This window comes from Colidextribacter sp. OB.20 (assembly GCF_009911595.1).
Classification (GTDB): domain Bacteria; phylum Bacillota; class Clostridia; order Oscillospirales; family Oscillospiraceae; genus Lawsonibacter.
Genome location: NZ_QWKG01000093.1, coordinates 1 through 11,576, shown reverse-complemented (window position 1 = coordinate 11,576; position 11,576 = coordinate 1). Strand labels below are relative to the sequence as shown.

The 11,576-nt window shown below is 59.8% G+C and carries 8 protein-coding genes; all 8 read left to right on the top strand.

Annotated features, from left to right (window positions below; translation table 11 throughout):
• The coding region (locus D1641_RS17500) for a relaxase/mobilization nuclease domain-containing protein (RefSeq protein ID WP_160668028.1) at nucleotides 1–1,385 on the top strand (1,385 nt) is incomplete at its 5' end.
• Nucleotides 1,303–1,785: a hypothetical protein gene (locus D1641_RS17495; RefSeq protein WP_160668025.1), complete on the top strand. Its 483-nt coding sequence runs from the start codon at nucleotides 1,303–1,305 to the stop codon at nucleotides 1,783–1,785. The genes D1641_RS17500 and D1641_RS17495, both read left to right, overlap by 83 nt.
• The gene (locus D1641_RS17490; RefSeq protein WP_160668022.1) at nucleotides 1,776–2,408 is read left to right on the top strand and encodes a DUF3801 domain-containing protein; all 633 of its coding nucleotides are present in this window, start codon (nucleotides 1,776–1,778) and stop codon (nucleotides 2,406–2,408) included. The genes D1641_RS17495 and D1641_RS17490 overlap by 10 nt, the downstream gene beginning before the upstream one ends.
• Before the next feature lie 17 nt (nucleotides 2,409–2,425).
• Nucleotides 2,426–3,295 (top strand): hypothetical protein, encoded by an 870-nt coding sequence (locus D1641_RS17485; protein WP_160668020.1) that lies wholly within the window; start codon nucleotides 2,426–2,428, stop codon nucleotides 3,293–3,295.
• A 341-nt stretch (nucleotides 3,296–3,636) separates the two neighbouring features.
• Nucleotides 3,637–4,584, top strand: a complete 948-nt coding sequence (locus tag D1641_RS17480) for a hypothetical protein (RefSeq protein ID WP_160668017.1) — start codon at nucleotides 3,637–3,639, stop codon at nucleotides 4,582–4,584.
• Complete coding sequence (locus D1641_RS17475; protein ID WP_160668015.1) at nucleotides 4,581–5,396, top strand: class D sortase; 816 nt, start codon at nucleotides 4,581–4,583, stop codon at nucleotides 5,394–5,396. Before D1641_RS17480 ends, D1641_RS17475 begins: the two co-directional genes overlap by 4 nt.
• Before the next feature lie 88 nt (nucleotides 5,397–5,484).
• Nucleotides 5,485–6,261, top strand: a complete 777-nt coding sequence (locus D1641_RS17470) for a CAP domain-containing protein (RefSeq protein WP_160668012.1) — start codon at nucleotides 5,485–5,487, stop codon at nucleotides 6,259–6,261.
• Nucleotides 6,262–6,494: 233 nt separating this feature from the next.
• Nucleotides 6,495–11,576 (top strand): SpaA isopeptide-forming pilin-related protein (locus tag D1641_RS17465; protein ID WP_160668009.1); only part of this gene is annotated, 5,082 nt, incomplete at its 3' end.

Genomic DNA, 11,576 nt, shown 5'->3' with positions numbered 1-11,576 from the left:
CCCGACTGGACCATTGTGTGGACTATGTGCTGAACCATGAAAAAACCGACATGGCCGCTGTGCTGGATTACATTGGCTGGACAGATAAAAACGCCCTGCCAGACGGCCGCTCCGTTTTGGAGACGGCCATCAACTGTGATCTGAAGAGCGCCTATCAGGATATGCAGGAGACCAAGCGCCGCTGGGGAAAGCCCGGCGGCGTTTTAGGGTATCACCTGATCCACGCCTTTGCCCCCGGAGAAGTCACCCCGAAACAGGCCCATGAGATCGGTGTGGAGTTCGCGTCCCGGCTGCTGGGGGACCGCTACGAGGCGGTCATTTCCACCCATTTAGACCGGGACCACCTGCATTGTCATATCCTGTTCAACTCCGTTTCCTTTGTGGACGGGGCTAAGTACAAGAATACTTTTAAGGACTACTACGGGGATATTCGCGGCATTTCCAATGAAGTCAGCCGCACCCACGGCCTTTCCGTGATCGAGCCGGGAGAGGGCGGCAGGCACTATGCGGAATGGGACGCGGAGGCCCAAGGCAGGCCCACTCTCCGGGCACTGGTCCGGCAGGACATTGAGGCCGCCATCGCCAGCGCCTACACCATGAAAACCTTCTGGCAGCAGCTGGAGGAGCTGGGCTATACCGTCAAGCGGGGGGCCAATGTCAAGCACACCGCCGTCAAGCCCCCCGGAGGCCAGCGGTTTTTCCGGCTGGACAGTCTGGGCGGCGGCTACACGGAAGCGGACATTCAAGCCCGGCTGTCCGGCGTCCGTTCCGGCGAGGCCCCGCCGTCCGCTCCAGCCAGCCCATCCTTCCACCCCCTCGTCCAGCCGCTGACGCCGGGCCGGAGATACCGGCCAAAAGGCGGCATCCCCGGCAGGCCCCGCAAACTGAAAGGCTTGCGTGCCCTCTACTTTAAGTATCTCTATCTGCTGGGGGCTGTCCCGAAGCGCCGTCCGAAAAAACGGGCGGCGTTCGTCTCACGGGCGGAGATCATCAAGTTTGACCGCTATCAAGAGCAATTCCAATATCTGATGAAAAACCGCATTGAGACAGCAGACCAGCTATCCATGCAGTATGACGCGCTGCAAGCCAGCATCGACGCACTGACGGACCAGCGGCGGGAACTGTATAGAATCCGCCGCGCCGGTCATGGTGGCGGCACTGTGACGGACGAGATCACCGGCCTGACCGCCAAATTGCGGGAGCTGCGCCGGGAGTTAAAATTGTGTGCCCGCATTGAGAAAGGCATTTCCGCAGTACAGGAGACAGTGCGGGCCGATACCAGCGAAGCAAGGAGCGTGATCCATGAAAAAACTGATAAAAGCGGACCTCAGCGGCATTTTGAAACTGGCCGGAGAACACCAGCCGATCATGGACGGGAGCGTTGAACGGAGTATTGCCCTGCTGCAACGCCGCAGGCATACCGACTATTTGTTTCTGGCCCATCGCGGGCGCTGCCGGTTGTCCGACCTGCCAACGGTGTACGAACCCGGCGCTCCCGCAAATCTGGAATGGCTGGCCTGCCAGGGCGTCACAGCATGGCCAGTGATCGCCCTCTTTCTCCGTGCGGACAAAACCGTGGAGGGCCAGCCCTGGGGCAGTGTTACCCTGCTGAACCACCAGACAGCCGCAGAGGATGTGCGTATCTTCTCCGCCCTGCCGGAGAGCCAGCGGGAGCGGCATATCCGTCTGCTTTCCAAACGGTATGCCAACCATACCTGTTACTGCTCTATGCTGGAAGTCATTCAATATCTGAAAACAGGAAGAGGTGAAAGTCAATGGATGTAAGCGGTGATGTGGCCGACCTGATGGTGAAAGAGAGCATCCAGCTCACCGAGGCCAGTATCAAGCTGCTGGCGGCAGGCGGCACCAGTCTGGCGGCGCTGCTGTGGGCGCTGGCAAAGGAGGACAAAAAGCTGGTGGGCAAGGCTGGCATGGGCCGCCTGCTCCGGGAGAACAAGGAGCTGAAGGTGTTCCAGATCAAGGAGAGCGACCTTGCGGAGTTCCGGGCCTATGCCAAGAAAAATGTCCTCTACTCTGTTGTAAAGGACAAACGGAGAACAGACGGCGTGGTGGACCTTGTGACGAATGTGGATTTTGTGTCCCAAGTCAACCTGTTCATGGAGCGGCGGGGCTACGGCGCTCCCGCCAGAGGAAAGGAGGACGGGGAGCCAAAAAAAGCCGTCCCCCGCGCTCGGCCCGGCAGCTCCTCACCACAGCGCGGGAGTGGCTCGACGCCATCGCAGAGCGAGAGGAGGACGACGAGGACTACTGACACCCCCGCCAAGGTGGGGGACATTCCCACGGTCAAAGGGCGGCTGGCCGCTCTGCGGGCCGCGTCCGAGGGGATGAAGGAACCGGGCAAGGCCCCGCAGCGGCAGGCCCCCAAGCGCCCGCCCCAAACACGATAAAATGGAGGTAATTTTTTATGGCAAATCTGGAACAGATCGTCTCCCAAAAGGCCGAGAATGACACCCGCTGGAAGGCACAGCAGCAGTCGGAACGGGAAAACACCGTCGCCTTGCAGGACGCGGGCATTATGCAGATCACCAGCAGCCCGGAGGCATACGCCCGCTACCTGGATATGCAGGGGGACAACCCGGCGTACAGTGTGGGCAACATCGCCCTGGTCATGGTGGCGCTGCCCCAGGCCACCGTGTTCGGCACCCGTGACCGCTGGCGGGCCCTGAACCGCTCCGTTATGGGCGAGGAAATGAACAACGGCGTGAAAATCTTCGCCAGAGGCCCCATGGGGCGGGGGTATGTTCTGGCCGACGCCTATGATGTGAGCCAGACCCAGGGCCGGGATCTGAAACGCCCCGTTTTGAAGGAGGGAAGCAAGGGCATGGAGACCGCGCTGACTACGGTACTCAACTACGCCGTGGCTCCCGTGGTCATTGACAAGGAGCTGCCCGTTCCCGCCTACTATGACCCCGGCAGCATAGAGCTGGCCATCAACCCCGATTTCCCCGACCATGAGGCGTTTGCCGCTATTGCCGCAGAGGTGGCACAGTCCCGCTTCCACGCCAAGGGCGCGACCCCCGGCTACAACCGGGCCGAGTGTGAGCTGGACGCCCAGAGCGTGTCCTACATCCTTTGCCGCAGGTTCGGGATCGAGCGGCCTATGCCGGAGACGGAACGCCTGCCGGAACTGTATGACGGCTGGGAAACCGAGGACCGCAGGCACGCACTGGACACCATTCAGGACATGAGCAAAAAAATAGGCCGCTCTATTGACAAAAATCTGGAGGTGGACAAACAGCGGACCCGGACCCCGCCCCGCCGTCCCGGAAGGTAGAGCCGGAATAGGGGTGTTTTTCCCCTTTGAGAGACTAATCCGCCGCTCGTCCCCCGTCAAGGCCGGACGATTGCTGGCGCAATCGCCCGCGAGCCGGCCAGTCTGCGGACTGGCCGGACCTTGACAGGGGCCGTTCGCCGGATTTTTTAGTCACCAAGGGGAAAACACCCCAAAAGCCGCTTGTCAGCGGCTTTTGCTATCCTGGAGAGCTGGCGGACCTGACGGGATCGCCAGCAGCCCTTCCAGCGCCCCGCCGCAAGCCGTCGGCGGGGCGGCAAGCCCGGAAATGCGGCTCAATTTGAGACGCATTTCGACATTACTTGAAATTGGAGGTTATCTGCATGAAACGCATCACACCCCTGCTGATGGCGGTGATTCTGGCCTGCGCCATGACCTGCCCGGCCTTGGCCGCGGAGGCGCCGGAGGGGACCGCCCCCGTCCGGCCCGCCGCCCTGTACCCCACGGAGATCGTGGAAACCGAGACGGGCAGCGGCCGCCGTTTGGAGAAAGTCTATCTGCTCACCGCAGCCGACAATCCGGCCAATATCCCCACCGCTGATTTTGAGCGGGAGGGATACCGCTATACCCTGCTGGACGTGACCCGGCAGGACTACACCGAGAGCGAGACCAGAGAACACACCGAGACCGTCACCCTGGACAGCGGCACCAAGGACATGGACAAGATCATGCCCCAGCTCGCCGCCACGCGGGAAGTCACCACCGAGGACGGCTTTACCGGCATCCTGACCCTGGACACCGCCAGTATCGCCGTGGAGGCTGCGGGCTATGGCTCATCCTCCCGCACCGTTACCGCCACCCGCACCTATCCCAGCCTGTCCGACGCCGACTCCTCCCTGATCCCCAAGACTATTACGGACGGCGGGCGGACACTGACCCTGGCGGACGTTCAATGGCTGGAGGCCGGGGAGTTTTACAACGCCACCGCCAGCTACACCGGCACCGCTACCAGCAAATACGCCACCGGCTATGTTATCACCGCCGAATACGCCGGCGAGGTGGTCAAGACCATCAGCGGCGAGATGATCTATACGGCGGTGTTCAGCGGCGCCCCCATCAATGCCCCCGTCCAGAACGAACCGGGAGCAGAGGATAACGGTACGGAGACCCAGCCGCCGGAGCCGGCAGAACCCGGCAGCTCCAGCGGGAGCGGCCTGAAATGGCTGCTGATCCTGCCCATCGGGGCGGGGGCGGCAGGGCTGGCCTTCCTGGGGAAGTTCCTGCTGAAAAAATACAAGGCTAAAAAAGAATGGAAGGAGTACACCACATGAAGAAATGGAAAACCACACTGTTGTCCACCGCCCTGCTGCTGGCTCTGGCTGTGACCCCGGCCCATGCGCTGGAATATACCTTTGACGGCCCTCCCACCGGGGATTTTGGCACCCCCACCAGCACGGAGGACATCATCCAGACCGGGGCGGAACCCGCCAACAAGGACAGGAGCAAGAGCAGCGCCCTCATTCCTCCCGGTTTTGGGACGCCCACCAGCTACTTGCCCAACTCCGGGGAGTACCTGACCCCGAACCTCGCGGCGGACGGCCCCCTGAGCGGGAAGTACACCCTCACCGTGACGGGCGGCACAGGCGGCGGCACACCGGCCCTCCCCGGCGCGGTTGACAGCTCCGCGCCCACCAGTCCGGCCTATCCCACCACCAGCGGCCCCGTCACCGCCTTTACCGATGTGACCGCCGACCTCTATTACAGCAACGGCAGTTTGGGCACACTGGAAATCCCGTCCATCGGCTTGAGTGTCAATATCTATCAGGGGACGGACAGCGCCGCTCTGAAAAAGGGGGCGGGCCACTTCACCAACACCAGCATCTGGAATGGAAATGTTGCGTTGGCTGGGCACAACCGGGGGGTAAATAATCATTTTGGCAAAATCCATACACTTGACACGGGCAATACCATCACCCTTACCACCGCCCTGGGAACCCGCACCTATACCGTTACCAGTGTGGCAAAGGTTGACGTGATGGACAACACCATGCTGGAGGCCACCAGCGACAACTGCATCACGCTTTTTACCTGCGTGATGAACCAGCCCAGCTACCGCTGGTGCGTCCGGGCAGTCGAGGCTTGACACGCCATTTTTGGACAATTTCCCCCAAATGTAGTATAATAATGATAGAGAAGCCCAACCAAAACTACATTACAGGAGGAAAACAACCATGAAAAAAGCAAGATTGACCGTCCGGCTCACCGCCGCCATGCTGACACTCTCCCTGCTCACTATTCCGGCCATAGCCGCAGATCCCCCGGCAAGTGCTGTCCGGGTAAACAGCTACAAGGGCAATACCCTGGCAGTCGGAGAGCGGAGCGGCCTCATGATCGGCCCCAGCGGGACGGAGTACACCGTTACCTCCAGCAACCCGGACACGGTACTGGTGGAGCAAATCACAGGATTTTGGGTGGCCGTAGCCAAGGCGGAGGGAACCGCAAACATCACCGCCGCCAACCGTGCCGGAGAGAGCGGAACCCTGACGCTCACCGTTGGCTCCGGTACTCCAGCGGTCCCCTCCGTCGTGGACGGCCCCAGCCCCACGGAGGAACCGGATGTACGGCAGGAACTGGTACGGCTTATCAACCAGACCCGCAAGGCCAACGGCGTGGCGGAGCTTCCGGTCAGCGAGGCCCTGATGACCGCCGCCCAAACCCTCTCGGATCAGCGGTACACCTGGCATCACACAAAAGAGGAATGTGAGGCCGTGATCGCCAGCGGCTACCCCTACGGTTTCGGCATAAACCTTACGGTATTCACCGGCGTCGCCACGGAGGACGCCGCCCAGCACGCCCACGACAACTGGCTTAATTCTCCCGGCCACTTTGATACGATGATAAAGCCGGACTGCGACAGCATTGGCGTGGGCGTAACCGAGAGCGGCGGCGTGACCTACTGCTTTATGATTGTCGGCAGGCCGAACACCCACAATCCCTACGAACCCTAAAAGTACAGACAGAAAAGGCCCCCCGGCTGGAGGGCCTTTTTCTGTGCCCGGAAATGCGTCTCACCGTGAGACGCATTTCTCCGCAGCCGCCTTGTTCCGCAGGGCGGTTATTTTATTCCCCTAAAAATAGAGATCGGGAACACCCAAACACACGCATGAAAGGAGGACGGTATTTCCCGATATTTTAGGGGGGTATAGCCTCTTTTCATGCCAACACATGATGAGGAGGCTATATGAAAAAACGAATTACCGCATTGCTTCTGGCAGTCGTCTCCATTCTCAGTATGCTGACGGCTCCCGCCAGCGCCGCCGCGCCGGACACTATCAAAATGGATGACTGTGCTTACAGCGGGACCAAGTACGATTCCCCGGCCCTGGGTGAGTGCTATATGCACCAGATGCACTTTGCCCTCAATGGAAAGAGTACCATGGGCTTCTGTGCCGAGAAGGGCAAGGGCATGGGCTGGTCACTGAAAGGCCACACCTGGGGAAATCCCAAGCCCATCTCCGATCCCACAGTCAAAACGATGATGGCCTACTTCTACGCACATTCTACCGGCGTCTTTACCGATCAGGCCAAAGCCCTCGGCGTGGACGACGTGTGGGACAGCAACTACACCTGGACCATGAACTCCTGGACCCAGGCTGTCGTCTGGCGCTACAAGGCCGGTCTGCTGTCTGACCCCGTGGTGGCCTGCGCTGAGGAACTGCTGTGCGTTTACAACAATCTGGAGCATACCAGCTATACCAGCATTGACGATACCATGGACGGCAGATCGTTCCGCGACCGCGCCCAATATATTCTGGATTTGGGCGCACAGGGCGTATGGGGCGAGTGCAGCGTCTATGAGTACGCCTACACCGGCCCCGGCTCTAACTATCACCCCGCAAATGACGTGCAGGCCGTTATGGTGGGCGAGCTGAACATCACCCGCCAAAAATATGAGCTTACCGTCAAAAAGGTGGACAGCACCAACCCCAACAAGGGTCTTGCCGGGGCGCGATTCTTAGTGAGTTCGGAAAATGGCGCCTTCTCCAAAGAGATTGTGACGGGGCAGGACGGGACATATACCCTGACCGCTCTGGATGCGGGCACTTACGCCGTGACCGAGCTGGAGGCTCCGGAGGGCTACGAGATCGACAACGCTGGACCGCAGTATGTTGTCCTGCCCAGCAATGGCAACAACACCGTGACCGTCACCTTTGCGGACAGCCCGGAAATCACCGGCGAGGGGAGCATCCGCAAGGTGGATGCGGACGATCCCACCAAGGGCCTCGCCGGAGCGGTCATTAAAATTGAGGGCGTGGACAACGACTTCACTGGAACCTATGTCACCGGAACCGGCGGCTACCTGACCGACGTACCCTGGAAAGATATGCCCCTCGGCAGCTACACCGCCGAGGAAGTCACGCCCCCGGAGGGCTACACCAAAAGCCCCGATGTGAATAAGACCAAGCAGACCTTCCGCTGGGACGGTAAGACCGATATTGCCCTGGTGTTTGAAAATGACGCCAAGGTAAAGGTAAAACTTATCAAGCTGGATGACAGCGGCAACCCTCTCCCCGGCGCTGTGTTCAATATCGTGAAGGACGGCCAGATTATTGGAACCGAGGCTACCAAGGCGGACGGCTCCATTACTGTTACCGATGTGACTGAGGGGATGTACGCTTTTGTGGAGGTGAGCGCCCCGGCCCCCTATGCCACACTGACTGAGCCGGTTATCGCCCATGTGGATCAGGCCACTATCAACGGCGGCGGCACTGTCACCGTGACGGCGGCGGATAAGAAGCTGCCCAGCCTGTCCATCCTCAAGCGGGACGCCCAGACCAAGGAGGTCATTCCCGGAACCGTCTTTGAGGTCAAGGGCATCCACTACGGCTACCACAACGACGTGACCACCGGGCCGAACGGCAAGGCCGTCCTCTCCAATATCCCCGTGGACAGTTATGAAATCATCGAGAAGTCCGTCCCGGACCCCTATGTGGTGGGGGATGAACCCACGCAGACCATCTACCTCGGCCCCGGCGAGGAACGGGAGCTGATTTTCGATAATTTGAAGCAGCCCCTTTTGACCATCGCCAAACTTGATGCTGACACAAACGACATTATCCCCGGCACTGTGTTCACCATCGAGGCCATTGACGGCGACTACCGCAACGATGTGACCACCGGCGCGGACGGAACGGTTTCCCTGCGGCTGGCCCCCGGCTCCTATAAAATCACGGAGAAGTCTGTGCCCGCGCCCTACTACCTCCCCAGCAGGAACGCCGACCGGGAGCAGACGGTCAGCCTGAACCCCGGCGATGAGAAAACCGTCACATTCAAGGACCATAAGGCCCCGGAGCTGACCATTTTCAAGGAGGACAGTGTGGCGGGCGCTCCCATTGAAGGGGCCAAGTTCCACGTCACCTACACCAGCAACGGCGAGGCGGCGGACGCTCCCGCCTCCATTGACTACGGGTATATTTTCACCGACGCCAACGGTCAGATCAAGGTGCATGAGCAGGGCAAGAAGATGTACCCCGGCGAGTACACCGTGACTGAGGTGGCCCCCGCCCCCGGCTTTCAGATGAAAGAACCCACCACCCAGCGCGTTATTATCCACGGCGGCGAGAGCAAGACCCTGACATTCCAGAATGAGCCGCTGAATGGAATTATTGTGGAGAAATACGACAGTGTGACCCATGAGGCCCTGCCCGGATGCACGTTCCAACTGCGGTATTTAGGCGGCACTTCCGGCACGGGCGGCACGGTCATCGGACAGAAAGTGACGGGCAAAAACGGCACCGCCATCTGGACGGGGCTGAAAAGCGGCACCTATGTGGTGGAAGAAGTGGACCCCGCTGACGGGTACTCCATCATCAACGCCTCCGAGACGGTGTATCTGGCGGACAGCGGGGAACAGAGTGTCATTACCGTCCGTTTTGACAATTCCCCGGACGGAATTTTGCTTATCAGAAAGGTATGCTCCGTCAATCCCAGCATTACGCTCCAGGATGCCGAGTTCAAAATTATGTATGCAGATGGTACTCTGATCGGTGACAGCAACGGCGTTTACCGCACCGATGAAAACGGCGAAATCCGCATCCCCGGCCTGAAACCCGGCAAGAGCGTGGTAGTCACAGAAACCCGCGCCCCTGCCGGTTTTATCATCGACAGCCAGAGCCAGACGGTGCAGATCAAGGAGGGCCGCACCGTTACCCTCACCTTTAAGAACCAGCCGAAAGGCTCCATGATTATCCAGAAACGGGACAGTCTCACCGGCCAGCCCCTCCCCGGCGCGGAGTTCCGGGTGGCTACCGCCGCAGGTTGTGAGGTAGGTCTGGACGGTGTGATCGGCACATCCACATTGACCCAGAACGGTCTGTTCACCACCGACAGCAACGGCGAAATCCGCATTACCAACCTCGCTCCGGGGGCCTATGTACTGACTGAAACAAAAGCCCCGGCAGGGTACGTCATGGACAGCCCCAGCACCAACGTGGTCATTGGGGCCAACGGCGACACGCAGACTGTCATTGTCACCAACACCCCCAAGGGCGGGCTGATCGTGGAGAAGTACGACAGTGTGACCAAGCTGCCCCTCTCCGGCGCTCAGTTCAAAATCACCAACGCCAACGGGGAGCTGACCCCGGACAACGAGGGCCTGACCAGCTCCAACGGCCTTTACACCACCGACCGCAGCGGCCAGATCGTGCTGTCCAAGCTGCTCCCCGGAACCTATGTGGTGTCCGAGGTCAAGGCCCCGGACAATTATCAGGCGGACCCCACCCCGCAGACGGTTGTGGTCAACGCCGGGGACACACAGACCCTCCGCTTTTACGACGATCCTCTTTGCACATTGACCATCCTCAAACGGGACGCCGTGACCAAAAAGCCGTTGAAAGGGGCGGAGTTCCTGGTTCGGGACAGCGAGGGCAGGGCCATCGGCCCCAACAATGGCCGGTATATCACCGGGACGGACGGTACTGTGACCGTCTCTGGGCTGGCTCCCAACGCCACTATCGTGGTGTCCGAGAGCAAGGCCCCCACCGGCTATATCAAGGACGAAACCCCGAAAAATATCGTTGTCCGTACCGGCGTTGCCAACAGCCTGATTTTTGACAACGAGCCTGCCACCACCCTGATTATCCGAAAATTTATTGAGGGCACTGAAAATGAACCGCTTTCCGGCGTGTGCTTCAAGGTGGTGGACGGCTCCGGGGCCGCTGTTGGCCCGGACGATGGGACCTACTACACCGATAAGGCCGGAGAAATCGTTCTGGATGGCATCGAACCCGGCACAACCGTTATCGCCCGTGAAATCAAGACCGTGGAGGGCTATGTCCTCGACGGCACTCCCCAGGACATTTTGATTAAGGCCGGGGAAGTCCAGCAGTTGACGTTTTGGAATAAAAAGGCCGGTACGCTGGTCATTCAGAAAAAGGACAGTGTTTCCGGCAATCTGATCGCCGGGGCGCAGTTCCAGCTTACCTACGCCTCCGGCGGCTATGTGGACAATGACAACGGGCATCTGTCCTCCAATGGCCTGTACACCACGGACGATAAGGGAGAAATCCGCGTTTCCGGCGTGACCGGGACTATCGTTGCCAAGGAGGTCAAGGCAGCTCCCGGCTATGTGATCGACCAGTCCACCCAGACGCAGACCGTCACCGTCAACCCGGAGGATACACAGACCCTTGTGTTTCTTAATGAGCCGCTTTGTAGTCTGACCATTAAAAAAATGGATTCTGTGACCGGAAAACCCATCCCCAACACAGAATTTACTGTGAAAGACGGCAACGGGACCGTGCTGGGCCGCTACACCACCGGCAAGGACGGTACTGTGACCGTATCCGGCCTCATTCCTGGCAGTACCGTTGTGGTCACAGAAACCAAAGTCCCCAGCGGATACGTGCTGAACACCACCCCGCAGACCATCATTGTCCGCAACGGCTCCAACAGTGTCACCAGCGGCACGGGCGGCAGTTCGGGCGGCGGCAATACCGGGAACAACGGCGGGACTGGCGGCGGCAACGATTTGACGTTTGAGAACGACCCCAAGACCCGGCTGGTCATTGAGAAGTATGTCACCGGGACCACGGACCCGCTGAAAGGGGTAACTTTCCTGATAACGGAGTCCAATGGTCAGGTGGTAGGCAGCTCCAACGGAGAGTATATCACCGACGAGAATGGCCGCATTGTGATTGAGGGCCTGGAACCCGGCGTGACCATTACCGCCAAGGAGATCAAGACATTGGAGGGCTATGTCCTCGACACCACGCCCAAGTCCATCAAAATCAAGGTGGGCGAGGCGCAGACCCTCCGCTTTTAC